At 71.4% G+C, this 25177-nt stretch carries 19 protein-coding genes and 1 tRNA gene; 10 read left to right on the top strand and 10 right to left on the bottom strand.

What is annotated here, in order from left to right; genetic code table 11:
- Positions 1–38 precede the first annotated feature (38 nt).
- Both clpB and J3A75_RS01580 read left to right on the top strand, forming a co-directional pair.
- The gene (gene clpB, locus J3A75_RS01585) at positions 39–2663 is read left to right on the top strand and encodes an ATP-dependent chaperone ClpB (RefSeq protein WP_012322334.1); all 2625 of its coding nucleotides are present in this window, start codon (positions 39–41) and stop codon (positions 2661–2663) included.
- 378 nt (positions 2664–3041) lie between these two features.
- Positions 3042–5024: a DUF4139 domain-containing protein gene (locus tag J3A75_RS01580; protein WP_245295868.1), complete on the top strand. Its 1983-nt coding sequence runs from the start codon at positions 3042–3044 to the stop codon at positions 5022–5024.
- Positions 5025–5109: 85 nt separating this feature from the next.
- Here the strand turns inward: J3A75_RS01580 and J3A75_RS01575 are convergent, their stop codons facing one another.
- From J3A75_RS01575 to J3A75_RS01560, 4 genes are all read right to left on the bottom strand, one after another.
- Positions 5110–6006, bottom strand: coding sequence for an inositol monophosphatase family protein (locus tag J3A75_RS01575; RefSeq protein ID WP_071000563.1), 897 nt, complete (start codon positions 6004–6006; stop codon positions 5110–5112).
- Positions 6003–6578 (bottom strand): NUDIX domain-containing protein, encoded by a 576-nt coding sequence (locus J3A75_RS01570; protein ID WP_012322331.1) that lies wholly within the window; start codon positions 6576–6578, stop codon positions 6003–6005. Before J3A75_RS01570 ends, J3A75_RS01575 begins: the two co-directional genes overlap by 4 nt.
- A 7-nt stretch (positions 6579–6585) precedes the next feature.
- Positions 6586–7293: a glutathione S-transferase N-terminal domain-containing protein gene (locus tag J3A75_RS01565; RefSeq protein ID WP_071000562.1), complete on the bottom strand. Its 708-nt coding sequence runs from the start codon at positions 7291–7293 to the stop codon at positions 6586–6588.
- Positions 7294–7396: 103 nt separating this feature from the next.
- Positions 7397–8347 (bottom strand): SMP-30/gluconolactonase/LRE family protein, encoded by a 951-nt coding sequence (locus J3A75_RS01560; protein WP_071000795.1) that lies wholly within the window; start codon positions 8345–8347, stop codon positions 7397–7399.
- Between the two features lie 334 nt (positions 8348–8681).
- On the opposite strand from J3A75_RS01560, the gene J3A75_RS01555 reads away from it, so the two are divergent.
- Together J3A75_RS01555 and J3A75_RS01550 are read left to right on the top strand one after the other, a co-directional pair.
- Positions 8682–8758: transfer RNA gene (locus J3A75_RS01555), tRNA-Pro, on the top strand.
- A gap of 25 nt (positions 8759–8783) precedes the next feature.
- Entirely contained in the window at positions 8784–9095 is a 312-nt protein-coding gene (locus J3A75_RS01550) for an ETC complex I subunit (protein WP_012322328.1), read from the top strand.
- Positions 9096–9111: 16 nt separating this feature from the next.
- Here J3A75_RS01550 and J3A75_RS01545 read toward each other — a convergent pair whose 3' ends face one another.
- Positions 9112–9570 (bottom strand): nucleoside deaminase, encoded by a 459-nt coding sequence (locus J3A75_RS01545; protein WP_024828093.1) that lies wholly within the window; start codon positions 9568–9570, stop codon positions 9112–9114.
- A gap of 63 nt (positions 9571–9633) precedes the next feature.
- Entirely contained in the window at positions 9634–10701 is a 1068-nt protein-coding gene (locus tag J3A75_RS01540) for a spore photoproduct lyase family protein (protein ID WP_024828094.1), read from the bottom strand.
- 306 nt (positions 10702–11007) lie between these two features.
- Between J3A75_RS01540 and J3A75_RS01535 the strand changes: the two genes are divergently transcribed.
- Complete coding sequence (locus J3A75_RS01535) at positions 11008–12921, top strand: putative bifunctional diguanylate cyclase/phosphodiesterase (RefSeq protein WP_245295867.1); 1914 nt, start codon at positions 11008–11010, stop codon at positions 12919–12921.
- 42 nt (positions 12922–12963) lie between these two features.
- Here J3A75_RS01535 and J3A75_RS01530 read toward each other — a convergent pair whose 3' ends face one another.
- A complete protein-coding gene (locus J3A75_RS01530) occupies positions 12964–13188 on the bottom strand; it encodes a hypothetical protein (RefSeq protein WP_012322324.1) in 225 nt (74 codons plus the stop codon).
- A gap of 279 nt (positions 13189–13467) precedes the next feature.
- On the opposite strand from J3A75_RS01530, the gene J3A75_RS01525 reads away from it, so the two are divergent.
- From J3A75_RS01525 to J3A75_RS01510, 4 genes are all read left to right on the top strand, one after another.
- The gene (locus J3A75_RS01525) at positions 13468–14214 is read left to right on the top strand and encodes a collagen-like protein (RefSeq protein ID WP_245295866.1); all 747 of its coding nucleotides are present in this window, start codon (positions 13468–13470) and stop codon (positions 14212–14214) included.
- A 413-nt stretch (positions 14215–14627) separates the two neighbouring features.
- Positions 14628–16241 carry a TolC family outer membrane protein gene (locus tag J3A75_RS01520; protein WP_043075051.1) on the top strand — a complete coding sequence of 538 codons (1614 nt, stop codon included), beginning with the start codon at positions 14628–14630 and terminating at the stop codon, positions 16239–16241.
- Between the two features lie 197 nt (positions 16242–16438).
- The gene (locus J3A75_RS01515) at positions 16439–16990 is read left to right on the top strand and encodes a PopZ family protein (RefSeq protein ID WP_071000560.1); all 552 of its coding nucleotides are present in this window, start codon (positions 16439–16441) and stop codon (positions 16988–16990) included.
- 113 nt (positions 16991–17103) lie between these two features.
- Entirely contained in the window at positions 17104–19821 is a 2718-nt protein-coding gene (locus tag J3A75_RS01510; protein WP_071000559.1) for a valine--tRNA ligase, read from the top strand.
- A gap of 70 nt (positions 19822–19891) precedes the next feature.
- Here J3A75_RS01510 and J3A75_RS01505 read toward each other — a convergent pair whose 3' ends face one another.
- Entirely contained in the window at positions 19892–20257 is a 366-nt protein-coding gene (locus tag J3A75_RS01505) for a hypothetical protein (RefSeq protein WP_071000558.1), read from the bottom strand.
- A 326-nt stretch (positions 20258–20583) separates the two neighbouring features.
- On the opposite strand from J3A75_RS01505, the gene J3A75_RS01500 reads away from it, so the two are divergent.
- Entirely contained in the window at positions 20584–22110 is a 1527-nt protein-coding gene (locus J3A75_RS01500) for a Do family serine endopeptidase (protein ID WP_012322318.1), read from the top strand.
- A gap of 116 nt (positions 22111–22226) precedes the next feature.
- On the opposite strand, the gene J3A75_RS01495 is transcribed toward J3A75_RS01500, so the two are convergent.
- Complete coding sequence (locus J3A75_RS01495; RefSeq protein ID WP_071000794.1) at positions 22227–22925, bottom strand: phosphorylase; 699 nt, start codon at positions 22923–22925, stop codon at positions 22227–22229.
- A gap of 233 nt (positions 22926–23158) precedes the next feature.
- On the bottom strand, positions 23159–25156 hold the full coding sequence (gene shc / locus J3A75_RS01490) for a squalene--hopene cyclase (RefSeq protein ID WP_012322316.1): 1998 nt from the start codon (positions 25154–25156) through the stop codon (positions 23159–23161).
- Positions 25157–25177: the final 21 nt, after the last annotated feature.

Raw genomic sequence — 25177 nt, 5'->3', positions numbered from 1 at the left:
CTCATCGGGCGGCGGATGCCGGTACGGGAGGGTTGTGCATGAACTTCGAAAAGTACACCGAGCGCGCCCGCGGCTTCGTGCAGGCGGCTCAGAACCTCGCGATGCGCGAGGGACATCCCCAGCTTCAGCCGGGCCACCTGCTGAAGGTGCTGCTCGACGATCCGGAAGGCCTCTGCGCCGGTCTGATCGACCGCGCGGGCGGTCAGTCCCGGGTGGCGCTCGCTCAGACCGAGCAGTGGCTCGCCAAGCAGCCGAAGGTCTCCGGCAACGCCGCCGCCCCGCAAGCGACGCGCGAGCTGATGCGCCTGTTCGACACCGCCGAGAAGGCCGCCGAGAAGGCGGGCGATTCCTACGTGACGGTGGAGCGGCTGCTCCTCGCCCTCGCGGTGGAGAAGGATTCCGAGGCCGGCCGCGCGCTGCAGGCGGCGGGCGTCACCCCCGCCTCGCTCAACGCCGCGATCAACGCGCTGCGCAAGGGCCGCACCGCCGACAACGCCTCGGCCGAGAACGCCTACGACGCGCTGAAGAAGTACGCCCGCGACCTCACCGAGGCCGCACGGGACGGCAAGCTCGACCCGGTGATCGGCCGCGACGAGGAGATCCGGCGGACCATCCAGGTCCTGTCCCGGCGCACCAAGAACAACCCGGTCCTCATCGGCGAGCCCGGCGTCGGCAAGACCGCGATCGTCGAGGGGCTGGCGCTGCGCATCGTCAACGGCGACGTGCCCGAGTCCCTGCGGGACAAGAGCCTGCTGGCCCTCGACATGGGCGCGCTGATCGCCGGCGCGAAGTACCGCGGCGAGTTCGAGGAGCGGCTGAAGGGCGTGCTCTCCGAGGTCACGGCGGCCGAGGGCGGCATCATCCTGTTCATCGACGAGATGCACACGCTGGTCGGCGCCGGGAAGGCGGACGGGGCGATGGACGCCTCGAACCTCCTGAAGCCGGCGCTCGCCCGCGGCGAGTTGCACTGCGTCGGCGCGACCACGCTCGACGAGTACCGCAAGCACGTCGAGAAGGACGCGGCGCTGGCGCGGCGCTTCCAGCCGGTCTTCGTGTCGGAGCCGACCGTCGAGGACACGGTCTCGATCCTGCGCGGCTTGAAGGAGAAGTACGAGCAGCACCACGGCGTGCGCATCCAGGATTCCGCCCTGGTCGCGGCCGCGACGCTGTCGAACCGCTACATCACCGACCGCTTCCTGCCCGACAAGGCGATCGACCTCGTCGACGAGGCCGGCTCGCGCCTGCGCATGCAGGTCGACTCGAAGCCCGAGGAGCTCGACAACATCGACCGCGAGATCGTCCGGCTGAAGATCGAGGCCGAGGCGCTCAAGAAGGAGACCGACTCCGCCTCCCGCGACCGGCTGGTCCGGCTCGAGAAGGAGCTCGGCGACCTGGAGGAGCGGTCGGCGGCGATCACCGCGCGCTGGAAGGCCGAGAAGGACAAGCTCGGCACGGCCGCCGGCCTCAAGAAGAAGCTCGACGAGGCCCGCAACGACCTCGCGGCGGCGCAGCGCCAGGGCCAGTACCAGCGCGCGGGTGAGCTCGCCTACGGGGTCATCCCGGGCCTCGAGAAGCAGCTCGCCGAGATCGAGGCCAAGGCGGAGAACGGCCGCGACGCGATGATGGAGGAGGCGGTCACGCCCGCCCACGTCGCCGGGGTCGTCTCCCGCTGGACCGGCGTGCCGGTGGACAAGATGCTGGAGGGCGAGCGCGAGAAGCTGCTGGCCATGGAGGAGGCGCTGTCCAAGCGCGTCGTCGGCCAGCGCGAGGCGGTGGAGGCGGTCTCGACCGCGGTCCGGCGCGCCCGCGCGGGCTTACAGGATCCGAACCGGCCGATCGGCTCGTTCATGTTCCTGGGCCCGACGGGCGTGGGCAAGACCGAGCTGACCAAGGCGCTCGCCGGCTTCCTGTTCGACGACGACACGGCGCTCGTGCGCATCGACATGTCCGAGTACATGGAGAAGCACGCGGTCGCCCGGCTCATCGGCGCGCCTCCGGGCTACGTCGGCTACGAGGAGGGCGGCGCTCTCACCGAGGCCGTGCGGCGCCGGCCCTACCAGGTCGTGCTGTTCGACGAGGTCGAGAAGGCGCATCCGGACGTGTTCAACGTCCTGCTGCAGGTTCTCGACGACGGGCGGCTCACCGACGGTCAGGGGCGGACGGTCGACTTCCGCAACACCCTCTTGATCATGACCTCGAATCTCGGGGCCGAGTACCTGGTGAACCAGCCCGCGGGCCAGGACACCGACGCGGTCCGCGACGAGGTGATGGGCGTGGTGCGCGGTCACTTCCGGCCGGAATTCCTGAACCGGGTCGACGAGATCATCCTGTTCCACCGCCTCGCGCGGTCGGAGATGGGGGCGATCGTCGAGATCCAGCTCGGGCGCCTGCAGAAGCTCCTCGACGACCGCAAGATCGCCCTCGACGTGGATGAGGACGCCAAGAACTGGCTCGCCGACAAGGGCTACGACCCGGCCTACGGGGCGCGGCCGCTGAAGCGGGTGATCCAGAAGAACGTCCAGGATCCGCTGGCCGAGCTGGTGCTCTCCGGCAAGGTCCACGACGGCGAGACGGTGCCGGTCCGCCTGGGGCCCATGGGCCTGATGATCGGCGACGTGACGGTCGGCGCCGAGCGGCGGCCGGTCAACGCGACGCTGAACTGATCGCCCGAGACCCAACACCGAGGCGGCGCGCCACGCGATGGCGCGCCGCCTTCTTTTGCGCCCCGGACGCCAGGCCGACGGCGCCCGGGATCGGGTCCGGAGTTGCGGCACCGCGATGACCTAGTTGGCTGGACAGCGCCGACGGGACGGAGAATCCTGGCGGCACGCGTCGCGCCGTCGCGGTTCCCGGCTTCGCGGTATCACCGGCTGCCGCGGAGACGGGCGATCTGCCGCGCAGGCCGAGGCGCGCGGGCTGCCGGCTCCCCGTCGGCGACCGCGTGGGAGCGGGCGTCACGGTGCCGTGCCAGCGGCTCGAACCCGCCATCACATCCGCGACCGCCGCGGCGGACGGCGCTCGAACGGGAGGCAGGCGATTTGGTGACGTCTCATGTCGTGTGGGCGGGCGTTCTGCTGTGCATGATCGCGGCCGCGCCGCCCCTGAGGGCGGCGTCCCCGGGGCGGATCCGCGCCGTCACCCTGTCGAGCGGCGGCCTCGCGGAAGTCACCCAGGTCCACCCGGTCGACGGCGACGCGACGATCGGGCTCGACGCTCGCTCCGAGCAGATCGACGACATCCTCAAGAGCCTCGTGGTGCGGGATCCCGTCGGCACCGTCGGTGCCCTGCGCCTGGACGGGCTGGATCAGGCCGACGAGACGCTGCGGACGATGCCGTTCACCGCGGACGACTTGTCCGGGCCGGCACGCCTCCTGGGGAAGCTGCAGGGCGTTCCGATCAGGATCCAGAGCGGCGGGCGCACACTCGAGGGGCGAGTGCTCGGCGTGTCCGAGCGGAACGCCGGGACCGAGAGCGGCGAGGTCGCGATCCTGACTGTGCTGACCGGGACGGGCACGCTCGAATCCGTGTCGATCGAGGACGGCGCCGCCGTCACGATCCAGGACTCGGCCATGGCGGCCAAGATCGCCGAGGCGATCGCGGCGGCCGGGACGGCCAAGGTCGGAGACGCCCACCGGGTCGAGGTCGATGTCTCGGGGCGTGGCCAGCGCGAGATCCGGCTGACCTACGTGGTCGCCGCACCGGTCTGGAAGACGAGCTACCGCATCGTCGACGGCGGCGGCGGCCGCGCGAACCTGCAGGCCTGGGCCATCATCGAGAACGCCCTCGGGGCCGACTGGGCAGGCGTCGACGTCACCCTCTCGTCCGGCTCGCCGGTGGCGCTTCTCCAGCGCCTGCACCGGCGCTACTGGCGCAAGAGACCGGAGGCGCCGGTGATGGTCGAGGATGTCGGCATGCCGGACCTCGACCCAGGCACGGTCGCCCCGAGGTCGGTCGCGCGCCTGCGCGCCCCTGCGCCCGCCGCCGCGCCCCTTCCGGCACCGATGGCGCGGATGGACACCCGGGCGGAGTCAGCGGAACCGAGCTACGACGCCGCGGCCGCCACCGCGGGCGCCGCCGCCAGCGAGGGGGATGTGGCGGCGAACTTCACGCTGCCGCATCCGGTCGATCTCCGCGCCGGCAGCACGCTGTCGGTGCCGTTCATCGATACCGAGATCGAGGCCGAGCGGGTCGCCCTCTGGCAGCCGGGCCGAGGGATCCATCCGACCGCGGCCTTCCGGATCCGGAACAGCGCCACCGCGACCCTGCCGGCGGGCCTCATCACCCTCTACGACCGCGAGGCCGGCTACCTGGGAGATGCCCGCCTGCCCGCGACGCCGGTCGGCGAGCAGCGGCTCGCCAGCTTCGCCCTCGACCGCAAGGTCGCCGTCCAGGCGGAGACCGAGCCGAGCCAAGCCCTGACCCAGATCACCGTGGTCGACGGCGTGGCGCGCGCGACGGTGATCGCCCGGGAGGTCACGACCTACACGATCAAGGGCGCGCCGGACGCCGCCCGGTCCGTGATCATCGAGCATCCCCGACGGGAGGGCTGGACCCTCACCGCTTCCGCCCGCGACAGCGAGACCCCCACGGCCTATCGGCTCAAGGTCGCGGTCCCCGCCGGCGGGACGGCCGAGACCCGGGCCGTGCTCGAGCACGTCCAGATCGACGCCTACGATCTCGTCGACGCCGACGAGGCGCTGCTGGTCCGGTGGGCCGCCCTCGCCACCGACCCGGAGCTGGGCGGCAAGCTCAAGACCCTGTCCCGGGCCCGCGCCGAGGTCGCCGCGGCGACCCGGACCGTCGAGGAGATCGCCGAGCGCGAGGCGAAGGTGCAGGCGGAGCAGGAGCGCATCCGCAGCAATCTCGGCGCCGTTCCGAAGGACAGCGAGCTGGCGCGGCGCTACCTTACCCGCATGGGTGGCCAGGAGGACGAGCTGGCGAAGCTCGCCGCCGCCCGGGCCGAGGCCGAGAGCGGGCTCAAGGCGTCGCAGGCGCGGATCCGGACGCTGATCGCGGCGCTCTGAGAGCCGGCCCGGATCCTGTCGCGGTCCGGGAGGACCGCCCGTTCGTCTGGCCCTGCGCCCGGGCGCGGCCCTCACGGGCCCCGTCCTAGGCGCGGCGGATGGCCGTCGCCAGATCGGCGGCCTGGTCGCGGTCCCGGCACACCAGCCAGAGGTCGTCGTGGGCCGACAGCTCCGCGTCGAACAGGTCGACGAAGTCCGCCGGCGGATCTCCGAGGTCCGGCCAGTGGAACAGGCGGAAGCCCAGCGCCTCGAACAGCGGGAGGATCGGACCCAGGTCCCACAATCGGTTGTTGCTGAGGGTCGCGTCGAGGCGCCCGGTCGCCAGGAGCGCGGCGTCCGAGATCGCCCCGCCCTCGCTCCAGGGGAACCAGCCGCGGCCGTAATCCAGGGTGTAGCGCTGCGCCGTGACCGACAGCCAGCCGACATGGCCGGTCCGTCGCGCCGCGCGCTCGAGCGGGCGCAGCGCCGTCGTCATGCGGCCGCCGCGGATCGGTGCCCAGAAGGCGCGGCCCTCGCTCGCCGCCAGCAGGAGCCCCTCCGTAGCCTCCGCCGGAGTGCCTCGGGCCGGTGCCGAGCGGTCCTCGTTCCAGGCCGGCAGGCTCATGACGCAGGCTCGAGGCCAGCCCGCGCGGCAGGCCGCCACCATGACGCCCCAGCCCGACAGGCCGCCCGCGAAAGGCCGGGTCCCGTCGATCGGGTCACCCACGAAGGTCCAGGCGTCGCGGGCGAGCAGCGCCCGGGCCGCCGCCTGCCCGAGATCCTCGGCCGTCTCCTCCTCGATCAGGTCGGGGCCGAACCGCGCGTGCATCAGCTGGCTGACGGCGAGGTCGGCCTCCGTCAGGGCCTGGCCGAGATCGGGGCCCTTGTTGCTCATGGCGAGGCCGCCCGCCCGCATGGCGAGGGCCAGAGGGGCCGCCTCCTCGGCGAAGGCGAGCATCGCCGCGAGGACATCCGGCGCGGGTGCGGTGGGCGAGAGGGTCATGCGGCGAACAGTTCGGGGCTTCGGAGCATCAGGGCCTGGACGAGGGCCAGGGTCTTGAGGTCGGGCAGGCGGCCGGCCCGGGCCTGTTCCGCCAGCGCGGTCAGCGGCATCTCCACGACCATCACCTGCTCGCCCTCCGCGTGCAGCCCACCGCCGGGACCGACCCGGTCGGCGGCGCCGTAGGGCGCGAGGTAGAGCCAGAGGCGCTCGGAAGACACGCTCGGCATGCTGTAGGCGTGCGCGACCGGCTCGAGCCGGGTCAACCGGACGCCCGCCTCCTCCATCGCCTCGCGGATCGCGGTCGCCTCGGGGGCGTCCCCGTCGAGTCCGCCGGCCGGGGCTTCGTCGAACTCGGCCGACTCCCCCCAGAACGCGGGCCCGACCCGCGCCTGCCGGACGAGCAGCGCCACGCGCCGCTCGGGATCGTACGGCAGCACGCAGGCGGCCTGCCCGTGATCCTCCAGCGCCCGCCGCACGGCGCTGCCATCCGGCAGCGTCAGGGTGGCGATGCCGAAGGTGTTCCAGCCGCGGTGGATCACCTCCAGCGGCAGCGCGGGCAGGGTCTCGGTCATGGTCCGGTCAGCGCCTGGTGCTGGAGGCGGTCTGTCCGAACATCACCTTCTTGGCATCCTCGCTCATGGTCTTGCCGAAGTCGGGATTGACCTCCGGGGCGCGGGCATAAGCCGCCTTGGTGGCGGGCCGCTCGGCGATCGCCGTGAACCAGCGCTTGAGGTTCGGGTGCTCGTCGAGGTTCTGACCCTGCTTCTCCCACGGCACGATCCAGGGATAGCAGGCCATGTCGGCGATGGAGTAGTCCGGCCCGGCGACGAAGGCGCGGTCGGCCAGCCGCCGGTCGAGGACGCCGTAGAGCCGGTTGGTCTCGTTGACGTAGCGCTTGATCGCGTAGTCGATCTTCTCCGGCGCGTACTGCGAGAAGTGATGGTTCTGGCCGAGCATCGGGCCGAGGCCGCCCATCTGCCAGAACAACCACTGCAGCACCTCGGCCCGGCCCCGCAGGTCGCCCGGGATGAAGCGCCCGGTCTTCTCGGCGAGGTAGAGCAGGATCGCCCCCGACTCGAACAGCGAGACCGGCGCGCCGCCGCCCGCCGGCTCGTCGTCGACGATCGCCGGCATCCGGTTGTTGGGCGCGATCCTGAGGAAATCGGGATTGAACTGCTCGCCCTTACCAATATTGACTGGGTGAATACGGTAGGGAATGCCCGCCTCTTCGAGAAACATTGTGATCTTATGGCCGTTCGGCGTCGGCCAGTAGTGGAGTTCGATCATCGGTCGGTGTCCCGCTATGCCCCCGGCGGACGGGAAGTGGGTCGGCGCGGCGCTCCGGTCAAGCATGAGCCCGGCGGCGGGCTCGGGCCCCGGTATCGGGGCCTCACCCGCCAGCGCAGCCCTGGACGTCGACGTGGACGGCGTAGAGCGACTGGCTCGCCGCCATGAACAGGCGGTTGCGGTGCCGGCCGCCGAAGCACAGGTTCGCGCAGCGCTCCGGAAGACGGATGCGGCCGATCGGCCGGCCATCGGGGTTGAACACCATGACGCCGTCCAGGGCGTCGTCGCCCATGCCCCAGCCGCACCAGAGATTCCCGTCGACGTCGCAGCGCAGACCGTCCGGCGTGCCGGGCCCGGCGTCGATCAGGACCCGCCGGTCTCCGAGTGCGCGGCCGGCGACCACGTCGTACGCGACGATCCGCCGGGTCGGCCGGCCGCGCGACTCCACGAGGTAGAGCACGCGGCCGTCGGGCGAGAAGCACAGGCCGTTGGGGCCGGCGAGGTCAGTGGCCACCGCCTCCAGCACGCCGGTGACCGGGTCGAGCCGGTAGACGTTCTGCGGAAGCTCGGGCTCGGCGCGGACGCCCTCGTAGAAGCCGCCGATCCCGAAGGGCGGATCGGTGAACCAGACCGCGCCGTCGGCCGCGGTCACCACGTCGTTGGGCGAGTTGAGCCGGCGGCCCTCGAACGTGTCCGCCAGGACGGTGATCGCGCCGTCATGCTCGGTGCGGATGACGCGACGTCCTCCGTGCTCACAGGTGACGAGCCGCCCCTGCCGGTCGCGGGTGTTGCCGTTGGCGAAGCCCGACGGCTTCCGGTAGAGGCCGACGACCCCGCTCTCCTCGTCCCAGCGCAGGATGCGGTCGTTGGGGATGTCGCTCCAGAGCAGGTAGCGACCGTCGCCGAACCAGACCGGCCCCTCGCACCAGCGGAAGCCGGTCGCGAGGCGCTCGACCGCCGCGTTGAACACCCGGTAGCGGGCGAAGGCGGCGTCGAGGATCTCGACCGCCGGGTCGGGGTAGCGCGGGCTCGGTGTCCACACGGTCAAATCCATGTCGCTCGCGGTGATCGTCACCGTTTCCGCGAAGGCCGGCAAGACCCGCCGCGCGGGCGCGGACCTACGCCGCGGCGACGAGGACCGGAACCACCCGGCACGCCGATCCGAGCGCACCATCCTCCACCCCCCAGTGATGGCAGGCGCCGGTTCGACGGCGGGGAGGCCCAGCCCTCGTCCGGGAACCGACGCTAACGCCCTCCCATTTGTCTGACAAGTGAGGCGCCGCGCGATCTCTGCGCGGGGAAGCCGCCGCCGGCACAGGGCGCGCGCACCGCGCCGCGCCTTGCGGGGGAACGGCGGAACCGCTACGGCATTGAGGCCGTGTGGCAGTCGGGGTGTGGCGCAGTCTGGTAGCGCACCTGGTTTGGGACCAGGGGGTCGTAGGTTCGAATCCTATCGCCCCGACCATTCGATCAGGAGCTTGTCGAGTCAGATGCCGAGCGCCCGCATCTTCCGTCCGTCTCGGGATGCCACGCAGTCGGGCCTCGCCCGAACCAAGCAGTGGATCCTGGAGTTCGACCGGACCAGCCCGCGCGAGATCGATCCGCTGATGGGGTGGAACGGGTCCTCCGACATGCTCCAGCAGGTGCGCCTCGAGTTCGACACCGAGGAAGAGGCCGTGGCCTACGCGAAGCGCGAGGGGATCGCGTTCCGCGTCGAGCAGCCGGCCAAGCCGGCCCACCGCAAGGGGCTGTCGTACTCGGACAATTTCAAGTTCAACCGCACGGCCCCCTGGACGCATTGAGCTCCGCGCGGCCGGGTCAGGCCTCCCGGCGCGCCCTCCAGGCCGCGTAAGGCGAATCGCCCGGCGGACGGATCTGGGTGACCCGCATCGGCTGCGCGTCGAGGGGTCGGCACAGCTCGGCGTAGATCGCCGCGCTGCCGGCACCGTAGGTCTCGGCCTCCTCGGCCGAGAAGGCGAAGTAGCCCTCCTTGAAACCCGCGAGCCGCATCGCCGCGTGGCACATCGGGCACGGACGGCCGCTGGCGTACATCACGCAGTCGCCGAGGTCGCGGCGGCCGAGCAGGCGGCTGGCCTCGCGCAGGGCCACCATCTCGGCATGGGCGCTCGGGTCGTTGGTCGCGTGCACGGTGTTCGCCGCGCGGACCAGCACGGCGCCGTCCCGCACGATCACCGCGCCGTAGGGCGCGCCGCCGGCCTCGACATTGGCCGCGGCGAGGGCGACCGCCTCGCGGATATGGTCCTCGTGCGTCGACATGGCTGAGCTTTCCTCCCCTGGCGCGCCAACGCCGCGCATGCCGGGAAGTTCAGCCATCCGCGCTCAGAACGCGTAGCGCACAGTGCAGTAGGGCATCGTCTCGGCGAGCAGGGCCTTGAACCGCGCGAGCCACCGGCCCTTCCAGCCGGCCCGGTAGCGCAGATTGGCGCCGCCACCCTCCGAGACTTTCGCCTCCTGGATGTCCGGCCGCCAGAGCAGGTCCTCGGCCTTCGGGTGCCAGCCGAGATTGACCGCATGCAGATCCGCGTTGTGGGTCAGCATGATGATCTCGCACTTGAGCTGCGCCTTGGCGGCGTCGGACAGCGTCGCGTCGATCTCGGCGAACAGCGCCCGCCAGTCCGCCTCCCAGCCCTCGTAGAGGATCACGGGCGAGAAGTTGGCGTGGACCTCGTAGCCGGCGGCCACGAAGTCGTCGATGGCGGCGATCCGCTCGGGAATCGGGGCGGTGCGCACGTCGACGATCCGGGCGATCCGCGCCGGCATGAGCGAGAAGCGGATGCGCGTCTTGCCCTGCGGATCGTAGGCCAGGAGGTCGCGGTTCACGGCCTTCGTGGCGAAGGAGGCCTTGGCGTTGGGCAGGGTGCGGAACAGCGCGACCAGGGCGCGCGCGCCGTCGCTCACCGCCGCGTCCACCGACAGGTCACCGTTCTCGCCGATATCGTAGACCCAGTACTCCGGATCGATCGGATCCGGCTCCGGGAGGCGCCCCTGGCGCCCGGCGTGGCGGGCGATCGCCGCGCAGGCCTGCTCGACGTTCACGAACAGCGAGATCGGGTTGGAGTAGCCCTTGCGGCGCGGCACGTAGCAGTAGGCGCAGGCCATGGCGCAGCCGTTGGAGGTCGAGGGCGCGATGAAGTGGGCGCTGCGGCCGTTCGGGCGCATCGTGAGGCCCTTCTTAACGCCGAGGACGAGGGTCGAGCGCTTGATCCTTACCCAATCCTCCACCGAGCCCGCGTTGCCGTGGAGTTCCGGAATGTTCCAGTGCGACGGCACGACGATGCGCGCGGCGTCGGGAAAGCGCGCCAGGATCTCCCGGCCCAGCGGGAAGTCGCCCACGGCGGGCTCGTGATAGATCGTCCGGATGTCGAGCAGGTCGCGGGTCAGGGCCATGGACGATCCGGGGCCCGGAAGCGGCCCGGGACCCGATATGGTGCGCGCCGACGCGGCCGGAATGCCTTGCGACCGGTCGTCTCTGTCCCCGCGGCGCGGGAAAGGCGCGGGATCGCGCGCGGCGAACGTTGATCGTTCAACGATATCTTACGATTCGCTGCCATGAGTTCCTCATCTTCGAGTGGACGTGCAATGATCGTTCGGGACCAGGAGAGGTCCGTGCCGGGTTCATCCGGTTCCGGTGATTCTCTCGACCCTGCGGATCCGAGGTGGAACGCGCTGATCCGGCGGGACCAGCTGGACGCGATGCGCGGAAGCGTGCTGGCCGCCATACCGGTCAACATGCTGCTCGGCCTGGCGAGCATTTTGGTCGCCTATCGGAGCGGGCACGGCACCGTGGGGGCCGTCTGGTTCGCGGCCTCGACCAGCGTCAATCTCCTGCGCATCGCCCTCTGCCGGATTCCCTGCCTGGGCCTGGCGCTGACCGCCGACATGACGCCGAGCCTCGCCGCGGCCGCCGCGCGCTCTGTCGACCGGCACCTGCGCGCCTGCACGTTCGCCGCATTCCTCTCCGGACTGGTCTGGGCCTGCCAGCCGCTCCTGTGCGACGGCTACACCACCGCCGAGACCCTGTTCTATCTCACGATCACCTGCGGCGTGACCGCGGGGGCGGTGACGCACGGGACCGCCTACGCGCGCATCCCGCTCGCCTTCATCGCCCTGCCGCTGCTGTCGGTCACGGCCTGCCTCGCCTCTGCCGGCGACTTCGACCGGAACTGCCTCGCCGCCTGTGTGCTGCTCTACTTCCTCGCCCTGACGCACACGGCGTTCCGGAGCGAGGCGGTGTTCCGCGATGCGAGCCGGCTCAAGAACGAGGCCCACGCCCTCGCCCGCTCGCGCGCCGAGGCCCATGCCAGCGCGAGCGCCCTCGTGGACGAGATGCGGTGGCGCGCCACGCACGACGATCTCACCGGCCTGCTGAACCGCGCGGGCTTCCTCCAGGCGACGGAGAACCGGCTCCGCACCGGGACACTCAGCCTGCTGATGCTCGACCTCGACGGGTTCAAGTTCGTCAACGACGTCTACGGCCACAAGGCGGGAGACCGGGTGCTCGTCGAGGTGGCGCGCCGGCTGAACGACGCGCTCCCGGAGAACGGCCTCACGGCCCGGCTGGGCGGCGACGAGTTCGCCGTGCTGTACGATCCCGTGACGTCGGGCGTGCCCGACGCCGTCATGGCGGCGAACCTCATCACCGCGGTGTCGCAGCCGTTCGACGGTTTCGACGCGGGTCGCCTCGGGGTGAGCATCGGCGTCCACGCCAGTCGGGAGCCCAGCCTGACCGAGATGCTGAGCTGCGCCGACGAGGCGCTCTACGCCGCCAAGGCCGCCGGGCGGAACCGCTACCGCGTGTTCGATTCGAGCCTGCGCGAGCGGCTGCAGATGCGGCGGGACCTGGAGCGCGACCTGTCGCAGGCCCTGGTCGAGAACGCCCCGAAGGTCTGGTTCCAGCCGATCTACGCGGGCGACGGCCGGACCTTGGTCGGGCTGGAAGCTCTGATCCGCTGGGAGCATCCGCGACTCGGCTGGATCGCGCCCCCGGACCTGATCGCCGCCGCCGCCATGGCGGGCCTGACAGAGTCGCTGCTCCGCTACATCCTCGAGCAGGTCTGCGCGATGCTGGAGATCCTGCATCGCCGCGGCCTGGGCAGCGTCCGCGTGGCGATGAACGTCTCACCCCGGGAGATGGCACAGGTGCCGGTCGACGAGATCGTCATCGAGCGGCTGAGCCTCCTCGGCCTGCCGCCCACCATGCTGGAGATCGAGATCACCGAGGAGACGGCCCTCGACATCGGCGCGGTGCAGGGGAAGCTGCAGGCGCTGTCCCGCGCCGGCATCCGGGTCGCCCTGGACGATTTCGGGATCGGCTACTCGTCGCTCTCCTCGCTGCGGCAGCTCAAGGCGGACCGGATCAAGATCGACCGGAGCTTCGTCACCGGCCTGGGGGCGAGCGACGACAAGCGCGGGCTCGTCCTCGCCGTCCTCGGCCTCGGCCGGCTGCTCGGCCTCGACGTCGTGGCGGAGGGCGTCGAGTCGGCCGAGGACCTGAACATCCTGCAGGCGATGGGCTGCCCGTTCCTGCAGGGCTACCACCTCGGCCGCCCGATGCCCGTAGCAGACTTGGAAGCCACCCTGCTCGGCACGCGCATCGCCGCCGCCTGACCCGGCGCCGGTGCGCGGAGCGGTCACGGCCGCCGGCCCCCCTCAGAAACGCTCCGCATCCGCGGGATCGCGGGACGGGAGCCGGCGCGCCGCCGCGCGCCACAGGCGGTCCGGCATCCCGTAGAGCCACACGAGCCCCGCGCAGCCGGCGATCGCCAGCAGGAACAGCCAGGCCAGGGCTTCGAGGATGGGCCCCGGCGGCGCCCCGGACTCGGTCCGGTCGTACCAGAGCGGGTCCGTGTCCCAGGGCGGATCGCTGTCGTCCACGGCTGAACCCTCCACCGCGGATCGGACTCGGACCCGGGGCGCTCGCGCGGCGCTGACCGGTGGACCGGGGCACGCCATCCCTCAGCTGGCCCGGTCCGCACGCGCCTGACCCGGTCCAGCGCGGGCACGCTACGGGCCCCGCCGTGCGCCCTGCGAATACCCATTTCGGATTACGGCGTTCGGCCGGTCGCGCTTTTCCACATCCAACTTTCTCCGCAATTTATTGCCTAGTTTGCGGGCTATGGCATTCTGACTGTCGAAAAGACTGTGTGACCTGCCATGAGATCTGCCAGGCGCCTGTGGCGCGAGCGCTGGGCGCTCTGTTCGATGCTGGCCCTGTCGGCCGCCTGCGCGCTGCCGGCGCGGGCGGCGGAGATGCGCATCGAGGCCGCCAAGATCACCGGCGGCGACCTCTGGATCATCGGCTACGCCGACGATCCGGGGGTGGAGATCACGCTCGACGGCCAGTTCCCGCACAGGACCGACAGCCGCGGCTATTTCGAGTTCCGCGTCGTCTACCATCCGGCCACCTGCATCGCGACTCTGCGGACGCCGAAGCAGAGCCGCAGCATCGTAATCGGCGAGTGCGGCCAGCAGGGGCCGCAGGGGCCGCAGGCGCCGGGTCTGGTCGGCCCGCGCGGCGAGGCCGGTCCGCGGGGCGAGGCCGGGCCGCCCGGGGAGCGGGGCGCGATGGGACCGCCCGGACCGCAGGGGCCCGCCGGCGCACAGGGTGTCGCCGGACCGCCGGGTCCGCCGGGCGAGCGCGGCCCCGCCGGAATGGCCGGCGCTCCGGGGCTTATGGGCGCCACGGGTCCGGCCGGCCCGCCCGGGCCGCCCGGCTCCCGCGGACAGCCGGCTTCCCCGAGCGCAGCCCCGAAGCCGAAACCGTCGGAAGCGCTGACAGGGTCGGTGCCCAGACCGCGTCCGCCGGCGCGCGCGCGCCGTGCGCCCGAATCCGACTCAGCCCCCGAGGGCCCGCTGGAGCTGGAGCCCGACGCCGGGGGCGGCGGAATGGACCGGTACTAGGCGGGCGCCGGTGCCGTCGGCGGAGTCGAACGGTCGCGGACGGACCGCCCCCTCCCCTGCCGGCGCTCGGTCAGCTCCGAGTTCTCGCGCCTCCGCATGCCGGCAATAGTCTCTGAAGGGGCGTATTTATGAAACTAAACAGCTCAATACGCGTCCACGCCGCGGTGTGCGTGCGGGGTGTGTCACCTTAATGCCCCAACGCCGCACTTTCCGCCGCGGGACCCACGGCGAGGCGAGCCAAATCGCCCGGTTTGCGCTAAGCGTGACGGTGGGGCGGGCTTGATCGGAGACGAGCGAAACGCCGTACCTTGGCCGTTTTCGTCTCGGACTTCCGGACCGAAAGAGACCGCAAGGGCTTGTTCATCGTGACACGACGTCCACCAGCGAGTTGCCCGACGTTCCGCCTGGCCGGGATGGTGTCCGGACTCGCGATGCTGGCTGCGATGCCGGCATCCGCCGAGACTCTGGAGAGCGCTCTCGCGAAGGCTTATCAGGGCAATCCGAGCCTGAACGCCAGCCGCGCGGGCGTGCGCGCCATCGACGAGAACGTGGCGATCGCGCAGTCGGGCTACCGGCCGACTGTCAACGTCAACGCCGCGATCGGCGTCCAGTACCTTCAGACGCGCTCGTCCAGCTCCGTCGCGTCGGCGGGCACCGCCGGCACGACCGCGACCACCGCCGGAGCGGGCCTCGGAACGACAGGCGGAGGCCTGGGCGGGACGGCCGGCGCCGGGACGACCGGTACCGGGACCACCACGGGGATCGGGACGACGGGGATCGGGACGGCGGGCGGAACCACGGGCATCGGGACCTCAGGGGCCGGGGCGGCAGGATCCGCGACCGGCGGCGAGGGCTTGGCCGGCGGCGCGACGTCCGACATCGCGAGCCAGGTCATCACCTCCCGGCGGACGACGCGCACCACGTACCTTCCGAGTTCCGCCAGCCTGAACGTCACGCAGACGCTCTTCAACGGCTTCCAGACTGACAACACCGTCCGGCGCGCCGAGTCGCAGGTCTACAGCCAGCGCGAGAGCCTGCGCTTCACCGAATTGACCGTCCTGTACAACGCCGTCCAGGCGTACATGAACGTGCTCAGCAACACGGCGACGCTGGAGCTGAACCGGAACAACGTCGAAGTTCTGGAAGAGCAGCTCCGCCAGACCCGGGACCGCTTCAACGTTGGCGAGGTGACCCGGACCGACGTCGCGCAGGCCGAGGCCCGACTGGCCGGCGCGCGGTCGCAGGTCGCCCAAGCCGAATCGACCCTCCGCACGAGCATCGGCGTCTACCGGCAGAACATCGGCGTCGAGCCGCGCCAGCTCGCGCCGGGCCGCCCGCTGGACCGGTTCGTGCCGCGCAGTCTCGATCAGGCGATCGCCGTCGGCCTGCGCGAGCACCCGCAGGTCGTCTCGGCCATCCACAACGTTGACGCGAGCGAGGCCCAGGTGAAGGTCCTGGAAGGCCAGCTCGCCCCGCAGCTCAGCCTGCAGGGCTCGCTCAGCCAGCTCTACGATCAGAACGGGCCGAACCAGAGCTTCTTCGTCGGCTTCGTCGGCGGCCGGCTCTCGATCCCGATCTACGAGGGCGGCCAGACCTACGCGCAGATCCGGCAGGCCAAGGAATCGGTCGGCCAGGCCCGCATCCAGGTCGATCAGATCCGCGATCAGGTCCGCGCCCAGATCGTCGACTTCTGGGGCCGGCTCGAAGCCGCCAAGGCGCAGGTGATCGCCGCCCAGGCCCAGGTCCAGGCCAACGAGGTGGCGCTGAACGGCGTGCGCGAGGAAGCGCGCGTCGGCCAGCGCACGACCCTCGACGTCCTCAACGCGCAGCAGGAACTGCTGAACTCCCGCGTGAACCTCATCGTCGCCCAGCGCGACCGGGTGATCTTCTCCTACGGGGTGGTCCAGGCGATCGGACAGTTGACCGCGCGCTTCACGGCGCTCCCGGTCGAATACTACAGCGCCAAGGTCCACTACGATCAGGTCAAGGATTTGTGGTTCGGCCTGCGCACGCCGGACGGCCGCTGACGGCTTTTCCACGGGGAGTGTGTTGCGGGCGCGCTTGCCGCGACGAAACGGCATGGAATACTGATTGAAGATCGATCCGTTCGGGTCGCTTTCCAGTCTCCCATGCCCGAGTGCGCCTGCCGATGAGTGCAGCAAGCCCCAAGATCCCGGACTCGAAATTCCAGGACAAGGCTGCCGATAAGGCGCACGAGCCTTCCATGGAAGAGATCCTCGCGTCGATCCGAAGGATCATCGCCGACGATCAGGCCGCCAAGCCGGCCGAGGTCCCGGTGACCGCTCCGGAGCCCGACGACGTGCTCGACCTCGCGGAGGTCGCCGAGCCGGTGACGCGCCCGCGCGTGGTCGAGCCGGAGCCGGAACCCGAGCCGGCCCCGGACCTGCTCGACTTCGACGCGATCGACTTCGAGGATCCGGTCACCGCCGCGCCGGAGCCCGAGCCCGAGCCGCTCCCGGAACCCGAACCGGCCCCGGAGCCGCCCCCGCCGCCGCCGCCGCAGCCCGTGCTCCAGGCCGCCCGCGCCCCCGAGCCGGAGCCGGAAGCCCTGGTCTCTCCGGCCACCGATGCCAGCGTCAGCGGCGCGTTCAACCTGTTGGCCCATACGGTGCTGACGCAGAACGCCCGGACCCTGGAGGATCTCGTCAAGGAGATGCTCCGGCCGATGCTGAAATCCTGGCTCGACGACAACCTGCCGGCCGTGGTCGAGCGCCTCGTGCGCGCCGAGATCGAGCGGGTCTCGCGCGGGCGCTGAGCCGGCGGCCTGGCTCTGGTGGCCGCGGGCCACCCTCCGCGTGTTGACGGGAGCGGCGTGACGGTCGAAAGCGGGGCCACCCCCGTTTGGACAAGCGCCGGCCCGTACCCGCGATGATGGACAAGACCTTCGAGCCCACCTCCGTCGAGGCGCGGATCTCCGCTGCCTGGGCCGAGGCGGACGCCTTCCGCGCCGGCCGACCCGAGCGCGCCGGCGCTCCGCCCTACTGCATCGTGATCCCGCCGCCGAACGTGACGGGCTCGCTGCACATGGGTCACGCCCTCAACAACACGCTGCAGGACATCCTCTGCCGCTTCGAGCGCATGCGCGGCAAGGACGTGCTCTGGCAGCCGGGGACGGACCATGCCGGCATCGCCACCCAGATGGTGGTGGAGCGGCGGATGATGGAGCGTCAGGAGCCGGGCCGCCGCGAGATCGGCCGCGCGGCGTTCGTCGAGAAGGTCTGGGCCTGGAAGGCGGAGTCCGGCGGCGCGATCGTCAACCAGCTGAAGCGGCTGGGCGCCTCCTGCGACTGGTCCCGCGAGCGCTTCACCATGGACGAGGGCCTGAGCCGGGCCGTGCTCAAGACCTTCGTCGACCTGCACCGGCAGGGCCTGATCTACCGCGACAAGCGGCTGGTGAACTGGGACCCGAAGTTCCAGACCGCGATCTCGGACCTGGAGGTCCAGCAGATCGAGACCAGAGGCCATCTCTGGCACTTCGACTACCCGGTGGTGGACGAGGCTGGCAACGAGACCGGCGCCGTCATCACGGTGGCCACCACCCGCCCCGAGACGATGCTGGGCGACACCGGCATCGCGGTCCATCCCGAGGACGCGCGCTACACCGCGCTCGTCGGCCAGCGCGTGCGCCTGCCGCTGGTCGGGCGGCTGATCCCGATCGTGGCCGACACCTACTCGGATCCCGAGAAGGGCACGGGCGCGGTCAAGATCACGCCCGCCCACGACTTCAACGACTTCGACGTCGGCCGCCGCCACGGGCTCGGCCTGATCAACGTCCTCGACCCCGAGGGCCGGATGCAGCTCGACGGCAACGCCGACTTCCTCGACGGCGTCGCGCCCGAGCCGGAGGCCCTGGCGCTCCACGGCCTCGACCGGGCGCAGGCCCGCAAGGAGGTGGTGGCGCTGATGGAGGCGCGCGGTCGGCTGCGCGCGATCGAGCCGAACACCCACGCGGTCCCGCACGGCGACCGCTCGGGCGTGGTCATCGAGCCGTACCTGACCGACCAGTGGTACGTGAACGTCAAGCCGCTCGCGGAGCGCGCCCTGCAGGCGGTGCGCGACGGGCAGACCAAGTTCGTGCCCGAGAACTACGAGAAGATCTTCTTCCAGTGGCTCACCAACATCGAGCCGTGGTGCATCTCGCGCCAGCTCTGGTGGGGCCACCAGATCCCGGTCTGGTACGACGACGAAGGCGGTATCTTCGTCGCCGAGAGCGAGGAGGAGGCGCGGGCCGCGGCCGAGGCGCAGCGCGGCCGACCGGTCGCCCTCACCCGCGACGCGGACGTCCTCGACACGTGGTTCTCCTCGGCGCTCTGGCCGTTCTCGACTCTGGGCTGGCCGGACTCGACCCAGGAACTCGCGCGCTACTACCCGACCAACACCCTGGTGACCGGCAAGGACATCCTGTTCTTCTGGGTCGCCCGGATGATGATGATGGGCCTGCACCTCACCGACCGGGCGCCGTTCGAGACGGTCTACCTGCACACCCTGGTGCGGGACGCGTCGGGCGCGAAGATGTCGAAGTCCAAGGGCAACGTCGTCGATCCCCTGGAGCTGATCGATCAGGTCGGCGCCGACGTCCTGCGCTTCACCCTCTGCGCGCTGGCCGTTCAGGGGCGCGACATCAAGCTGTCGACCGACCGGGTCCAGGGCTACCGCAACTTCGCGACCAAGCTCTGGAACGCCGCCCGCTTCGCCGAGCTGAACGGCTGCCGCCTCGACCCGGCCTTCGACCCGCGCTCCGCCACCGGCGCGATCAACCGCTGGGCGCTCACCGAGGCGGCCCGCGCGGTCGACGAGGTCACGGGCGCCCTCGAGGCCTTCCGCTTCAACGACGCGGCGGCGGCGGCCTACCGCTTCGTCTGGAACATCTTCTGCGACTGGTATCTCGAGCTCGCCAAGCCTGTGCTCCAGGGCGAGGGCGTCGATCCCGCGATTCGGGCCGAGACGCAGGCGAGCGTGGCGTTCCTGATCGATCAGGTCGCCAAGCTGCTGCACCCGTTCATGCCGTTCCTCACGGAGGAGCTGTGGGCGATCAAGGGCGCCGACCTAACGGAGCGCGGCCTGCTGACCCTGGCCTCCTGGCCGGACCTCGGCGGGCTCGCCGACGCGGCCGCGGAGGCCGAGGTCGGGTTCGTGGTCGATCTGGTCAGCCAGATCCGCTCGGCGCGGTCCGAGACCAACGTCCCGGCCGGCGCGCAGATCCCCCTGGTCATGGTCGGCGCCGCCCCGGAGGTCCGGGCGCGGGCGGAGGCGTGGCGGGACACGCTCCTGCGCCTCGCCCGGCTGTCGGAGATCACCTTCGCGGAGACGCCGCCGAAGAACTCGGTGCAGCTCCTCGTGCGCGGCAGCGTCGCCGCCCTGCCGCTGGAAGGCGTGGTCGACCTCGCCGCCGAGGTCGCGCGCCTGAGGAAAGAGCAGGGCAAGGCGCAGGGCGAGATCAAGAAGATCGACGCCAAGCTCGGCAACGCCGACTTCGTGGCCCGGGCGCCCGAGGAGATCATCGAGGAGAACCGGGAGCGCCGCGAGAGCGAGTCGGCGCGGCTGGCGAAGATCGAGGAAGCTCTGGTCCGGCTCAGCGGCGACTGAGCGCCCGTCCGGGACGCGCCCCGAACCGTCAGGCCGCGTCCCGGCTTGGCCTCGGCGCCCTGCGCCCGCGTCAGCGGCGGGTGCCGAGCGTGCCGGTGAACGCCCGCGGCCCGCCCCAATTGGCGGCGGACGCGTCGTTCGGGGTCCAGAAGCCGTCCTGCGACGCGCCCCGCGGATGCAGGGAATAGTCCGGCGGAACGTAGCCGCCGGCCTGGTTCCAGTAGCCGGGCCGGAAGTTGGCTCCTGATTTCGCGGTGCGCTCATCGCCGGGGCGGCGCGTATCGACGCCGTATGTCCCGTCGGAAACGCTGCACGGCGCGCGACTTCTGAAGACAGGCTTCGCGTCGAAGTAATCACGGTAATCCGCGTAAGACTCGACCGCCAGCGCGCCGACAGTCGACCCGAAGAACATGGCAGCCGCCAGCAGCGCCTTCATTGTCGATCCCTCCACCTCCACGCTCGGTTCTAGCAGCACCGAGTTTACGCCGGCCTGCCGAATTGAGCGGTAATTTAGATCGACTCCCGGAAACTGCGGTGTCGGACGGCACGGGCCCGGATCCGGCTCGGCCGGCGCCGCGACGTCGGGCCTCCGGTATCGGTCGATCGCCGTGGTCGCGCCGGGGCTTCGCGACCGCTCGGCCACCTGTCCAAACGGTAATTTGATCGCCACGCCCGGGTCAGGCGCCACCCCTTAGACAGATCCCATCGACGGCCGCGACCGCCGGCGTCGTCCCGATCAGTCCCGAGAGGTTGAGACCCCCCATGACCGAGACCCGTCCCACTGGCCGCACCTCGCGCCGCGCCCTCGCCTCCGTGGCGGCCGCCGCGCTGATCGCCGGCGGTGCCGTCGGCAGCGGCTATCTGCCGGCCGCGACCCCGGCCTACGCGCAGGCGCTGCCCAAGTCGCCGATCGAGGCTCCCGAGCACCCGCCGGGCTCGTTCGCCGGCATCGTCAGCAAGGTGAAGCCGGGCGTCGTCTCGGTGAAGGTGAAGCTCGACGACTCGGCGAGCAGCGACGACGACGACGGCCCGAGCCAGGGGCGCAACCTCCAGAACGTGCCGCCGCAGCTGCGCGAGTTCTTCAAGCGCTTCGGCCAGAACGGCCCGGGCGGCATGCAGCCCCAGCATCAGGGCCCGCGCGGCGCGGTCGGCTCCGGCTTCATCATCTCGGCCGACGGCTACGTGGTCACCAACAACCACGTGGTCGACCATGCCAAGACCGTTCAGGTGACGCTGGACGACGGCCGCACCCTCGACGCGAAGGTCATCGGCAAGGATTCCAAGACGGACGTCGCGCTCCTGAAGATCACCGAGGGCTCGAACTTCCCGTACGTGCAGTTCGGCAAGGCCGCTCCGCAGGTCGGCGACTGGGTCGTGGCGATCGGTAACCCGTTCGGTCTCGGCGGCACCGTGACCGCCGGCATCGTCTCGGCCCGGGGCCGCGACATCGGCGCCGGCCCCTACGACGACTTCCTGCAGATCGACGCGCCCATCAACAAGGGCAACTCGGGCGGGCCGACCTTCAACGTCAACGGCGAGGTGGTCGGCATGAACACCGCCATCGCGTCCCCGTCGGGCGGCAGCGTCGGCCTCGCCTTCGCGATTCCCGCCGAGACCGTCCAGGCGGTCGTCGACCAGCTCCGCACCGACGGCAAGGTCGCCCGCGGCTACCTGGGCGTCCAGATCCAGCCCGTGACGCAGGATATCGCCGAGGGTCTGGGCCTCGACAAGGCCAAGGGCGCCCTCGTCGACCACGCCGAGAACGGAACCCCGGCGGCCAAGGCCGGCCTGAAGGCGGGCGACGTGATCGAGAAGGTCAACGGCGACACGGTGGACAGCGCCCGCGAGCTGTCGCGCAAGATCGCCGGCCTGAAGCCGGGCGCCAAGGTCGAGCTGAGCTACCTGCGCGGCGGCAAGACCGACACCGCCACGGTGACGCTGGGCACGATGCCGACCGACGGCACCAAGATGGCGAGCCGCGACGACGACTCGGGCAACGGCCAGCCGCGGCTCGGCCTGCAGCTCGCCCCGGCCGGCGATGTCGGCCTGTCGGATCAGGGCGTCGCGGTGGTCCAGGTCGATCCCGACGGCCCGGCGGCCGCCAAGGGCATCGAGGCCGGCGACGTGATCCTCGACGTCGGTGGCCAGAGCGTGTCCCGCCCGGCGGACGTGGCGACGCAGATCCGGGCGGCCGAGACGAGCGGGCGCAAGGCCGTGCTGATGCGGGTGAAGAGCGGCAAGGGCCAGACCCGGTTCGTGGCGGTCTCGCTCAACAAGAAGGCCGGCTGAGGCCGGTTCCTCCCGGCGCGGGGTCCGCCCCGCGCCGTCTCGTGGTGACCTCCGACTCGCGCCGGCCGTGCAGGCCGGCGCTTTTTTCGTGGCCCCCCTCACCGCGGCTGCGCGTCTCAGCGCTCCGGGGCCGGTATGCCCAGGCCCGGTCCGAGCCGTGTCCGGCACCGTCCCAGCGCCGCGAAGGCGGCGTTCGAGTCCCGAGCGAGGCGCATCAGGTCTCCGAGGCGCGCGCGGCCGCGCGCGAAGGCGAAGAACACGGCGGCGATGTCGGGCTCGCCGTCCGGCGTGAGCGCCGAGGCCGCGAAGGCCGGCAACGCCTGGTCGGCCGGATCGCAGATCACGCGCACGGCCGCGAAGGGCAGGCCGTACCGGCCCGCGAAGGACGCGGCCACGTGCGATTCCATGTCGACGGCCGCGGCGCCGGTGGTGGTCCGCAGGTCGGTCTTGCCGTCGACCGCGAGGACCGCGGTGTCGACGCCCGCCAGATCCGCCGGGATCACCCGCGGCCCGACGCCGGACAGGATGTTGAGCAGCGTGGCCGACAGGTCGAGATCGGCGGCGCGCCGCCCCTCCTCGCTGACCACGCCGGTGCCGACCACGACGTCGCCGGGCCGGAGCGAGGGATCGAGGCCGCCCGCGATGCCGAAGCTGACCACCGCCCGGCAGCCGGGCTGGGTGCGGGCCTCGAGGAGCTGGCGGAGACGGTGGGGATTGCCGCCGGCCCCCACCGCCTCGACCCCCTCCCCCGCCGCCATGCGGCGCTCGCGGGCGAGGCCGGTGACGGCCAGGACGGGTGCGGCGGGATCGATCATGGCGCGCTCGTGGACCAGTCCGGCGAGGTCCGCAAGCAGGCGCGAGCGCCGGGGCGGGGTCCGGGCCGGATCCGGCGCGGGGGGCGGCTCGTCCGGTCCCGCGGGATCGCTGTCAGAGGAGGCCACGTGTCGGGTACCGGGGCTCGCGGATCGGCTGTCGGGACGGTCGAACGCGCTGCGATCCGGCGGAGCGGAGCCGGCCCGCCGGGCCGGCCCCAGGACGTCGGCGGACGTCACATGCCGAACTGGACGCGCCGGCTGTTGCCACGCTTGAGGTTGCGGAAGCGCGCCATCGCCCAGAGCGGGAAGAACTTCGGGTAGCCATGGTACCGCAGGTAGAACACCCGCGGGAAGCCCGTGGCGGTGTAGCGCTCCTCCTTCCAGAATCCGTCCGCGCCCTGCGTGCGGGTCAGGAAGTTGATGCCCCGGGTCACGGCCGGGTCATCGACCGCGCCGGCCGCCATTAGGGCGAGCAGCGCCCAGGCGGTCTGCGAAGCGGTGGACGAGCCGGGCTCGAAGGCCGGGTCGATCTTGTACGAGGAGGCGTCCTCGCCCCAGCCGCCATCCGGGTTCTGGATCCGGATCAGCCAGGACACGGCCTTCTGGATGCGCGGATCGGCCGGGTCCACCCCGGCGGCGTTGAGGGCGCAGAGCACCGACCACGTGCCGTAGATGAAGTTCATGCCCCAGCGGCCGTACCACGAGCCGTCCTCCTCCTGGTCGTTCAGGAGGTAGTTCACGCCGCGGTCGAGGGCGCGGGAGGTCTCCCGGGTCTCGCCGAGCTGGGACAGCATCCCGACCACGCGGGCAGTCACGTCCGCGGTCGGCGGATCGAGCAGCGCGCCGTGATCCGAGAACGGGATGTGGTTGAGGTACATGTGGTTGTTGTCGGCGTCGAACGCCGCCCAGCCACCGTCCTCCGACTGCAGCCCCTCGACCCACTCGCGGGCGCGGGCGATCGAGGCCTTGTAGTCCGGCATGCCGGCGACGAGGCCGTGCTGGTGCATGGCCCGGTCCATCGCCATCACCACCACGGCGGTGTCGTCGAGGTCGGGATAGTGCGCGTTGGCGTACTGGAACGCCCAGCCGCCCGGCCGGACCTTCGGCTTGCGCGCCGCCCAGTCACCGACGATGTCGAGCACCTGGCGCGGCTTCAGCCAGTCCAGACCGGCGCGGGCCTGGGCCTCGGCCTCGGGGCCGCCCGCCTCGAGCAGCGCGTGGCTCGCGAGCGCCGTGTCCCAGACCGGCGAGACGCAGGGCTGGACGTAGGCCTCGTCGGCCTTCTCGACCACGAGCTTCTCGATGGCGTCGCAGGCGACGCGGACCTGCGGGTGATCGGGCCGGTAGCCCATCACCTCGTACATCAGCACCGAGTTGACCATGGCGGGGAAGATGGCGCCCAGGCCGTCCTCGCCGTTGAGGCGCTCGCTCACCCAGGCGCGGGCCATCTCCATGGCGCGCTGCCGGCTCTTGCGCGGCAGGTGATTCTCGACCCGCTGCAGCACCCGGTCGATGAAGCCGAAGATCGGCGTCCACGGCCACGTGGCGTGGGGGGAGCCCGGCCAGGAGCGGACGCTCTCCGGCGGCGTGACGAACAGCTCCTGCACGCTGATGCCGCGCGGGTTGCGCGCCCGGGGCTTGGTCGCCTGGAGCACGAACAGCGGCACCACGGTGGTGCGGGCCCAGTAGCTGATCTTGTCGAGGTGGAACGGGAACCACTTCGGCAGGAACATCACCTCGACGGGCATCACCGGCACGGCGCGCCACGGCACCTCGCCGTAGAGGGCCAGCATGAAGCGGGTGAACACGTTGGCGTTGGCCGCGCCGCCGCGGGACAGGATTCCCTCGCGCGCCCGGCGCATGTGCGGCGCCTCGATATCGTCGCCGATCATCTTGAGGGCGAAGTACGCCTTGACCGTGCAGCTCATGTCGAACGGCCCCTCGTGGACGAGGGCCCATCCGCCGTGCCGCCCCTGGGTGCGGCGGAGGTAATTGCCGATCTTGGCCTCGAGGTCGCCGGGGACCTGCGTGCCGCGGAAATGGTGGAACAGGATGTACTCGGACGGGATCGTGGCATCCGCCTCGAGCTCGAAGCAGATGTGCCCGTCGTCGTGCGCCAGGGCGGTCAGCGCGCGCGTCGCCTGCGCCACGCCGCGCTCGACGTCCTCGAGCGAGATCCCCTGAGTCTTGGAGCGCTGCAGCGCCTCGACTTTGCTTACGGCCTCTCTCATAGTCCTCGCCTCGAACGACCG

The sequence above is a fragment of the Methylobacterium sp. PvP105 genome (genome assembly GCF_017876975.1).
Lineage (GTDB): Bacteria > Pseudomonadota > Alphaproteobacteria > Rhizobiales > Beijerinckiaceae > Methylobacterium > Methylobacterium radiotolerans.
The sequence above is the reverse complement of the archived record's forward strand: the minus strand, read 5'-3'. Positions and strand labels throughout refer to the sequence as shown.

Bases quoted from the DNA above. Each gene is read 5' to 3' on its own strand.
- J3A75_RS01545 (WP_024828093.1), bottom strand. From the start codon at position 9,570: ATGTCGACGCACGAGGACCATATCCGCGAGGCGGTCGCCCTCGCCGCG.
- J3A75_RS01565 (WP_071000562.1), bottom strand. From the start codon at position 7,293: ATGATCGAACTCCACTACTGGCCGACGCCGAACGGCCATAAGATCACA.
- J3A75_RS01520 (WP_043075051.1), top strand. From the start codon at position 14,628: ATGGTGTCCGGACTCGCGATGCTGGCTGCGATGCCGGCATCCGCCGAG.
- J3A75_RS01540 (WP_024828094.1), bottom strand. From the start codon at position 10,701: ATGGCCCTGACCCGCGACCTGCTCGACATCCGGACGATCTATCACGAG.
- J3A75_RS01535 (WP_245295867.1), top strand. From the start codon at position 11,008: ATGCGCGGAAGCGTGCTGGCCGCCATACCGGTCAACATGCTGCTCGGC.
- J3A75_RS01495 (WP_071000794.1), bottom strand. From the start codon at position 22,925: ATGATCGATCCCGCCGCACCCGTCCTGGCCGTCACCGGCCTCGCCCGC.
- J3A75_RS01575 (WP_071000563.1), bottom strand. From the start codon at position 6,006: ATGACCCTCTCGCCCACCGCACCCGCGCCGGATGTCCTCGCGGCGATG.
- J3A75_RS01570 (WP_012322331.1), bottom strand. From the start codon at position 6,578: ATGACCGAGACCCTGCCCGCGCTGCCGCTGGAGGTGATCCACCGCGGC.
- J3A75_RS01500 (WP_012322318.1), top strand. From the start codon at position 20,584: ATGACCGAGACCCGTCCCACTGGCCGCACCTCGCGCCGCGCCCTCGCC.
- shc (WP_012322316.1), bottom strand. From the start codon at position 25,156: ATGAGAGAGGCCGTAAGCAAAGTCGAGGCGCTGCAGCGCTCCAAGACT.
- J3A75_RS01505 (WP_071000558.1), bottom strand. From the start codon at position 20,257: ATGAAGGCGCTGCTGGCGGCTGCCATGTTCTTCGGGTCGACTGTCGGC.
- J3A75_RS01515 (WP_071000560.1), top strand. From the start codon at position 16,439: ATGGAAGAGATCCTCGCGTCGATCCGAAGGATCATCGCCGACGATCAG.
- clpB (WP_012322334.1), top strand. From the start codon at position 39: ATGAACTTCGAAAAGTACACCGAGCGCGCCCGCGGCTTCGTGCAGGCG.
- J3A75_RS01550 (WP_012322328.1), top strand. From the start codon at position 8,784: ATGCCGAGCGCCCGCATCTTCCGTCCGTCTCGGGATGCCACGCAGTCG.
- J3A75_RS01560 (WP_071000795.1), bottom strand. From the start codon at position 8,347: ATGGATTTGACCGTGTGGACACCGAGCCCGCGCTACCCCGACCCGGCG.
- J3A75_RS01510 (WP_071000559.1), top strand. From the start codon at position 17,104: ATGATGGACAAGACCTTCGAGCCCACCTCCGTCGAGGCGCGGATCTCC.
- J3A75_RS01525 (WP_245295866.1), top strand. From the start codon at position 13,468: ATGAGATCTGCCAGGCGCCTGTGGCGCGAGCGCTGGGCGCTCTGTTCG.